Below are 284 nucleotides of genomic sequence, written 5' to 3'. Positions count from 1 at the left end.
CTCGACGGCGGCTGTCGCGCATAAAACCGGACGCGGCTATATTGGAATCGAACAAGGCGAGCAGGCGCGCACCCATTGCCTTGCCCGGTTGATAACGGTCATCGCTGGCGACAGGACGGGCGTGAGCGCCGACGTCGGATGGACTGGCGGTGGCGGATTTCGCTTCTGCACCCTGGTCCCCGCAGCGCGCCATTAACCGGCCTGGCCGCCATCGTTGCGTCCCATGCCGGGCGCGATGTCCATCGGGCCGGCGCCGCCTCCCTGCATCTCCATGCCCGCACCCT

Annotated in this window: 1 pseudogene; it reads left to right on the top strand. The window is 67.6% G+C overall.

Features of this window, described 5'->3' with window-relative positions:
- Nucleotides 1–196: pseudogene (locus F2P45_RS35920) on the top strand (site-specific DNA-methyltransferase); the annotation flags it as partial.
- Between the last annotated feature and the right edge of the window lie 88 nt (nucleotides 197–284).

Source organism: Massilia mucilaginosa, from assembly GCF_011682145.1.
Classification (GTDB): Bacteria; Pseudomonadota; Gammaproteobacteria; order Burkholderiales; family Burkholderiaceae_D; genus Telluria_A; species Telluria_A mucilaginosa.
Note: the sequence above shows the minus strand (reverse complement) of the source record. Positions and strands in the feature narration are given on the sequence as shown.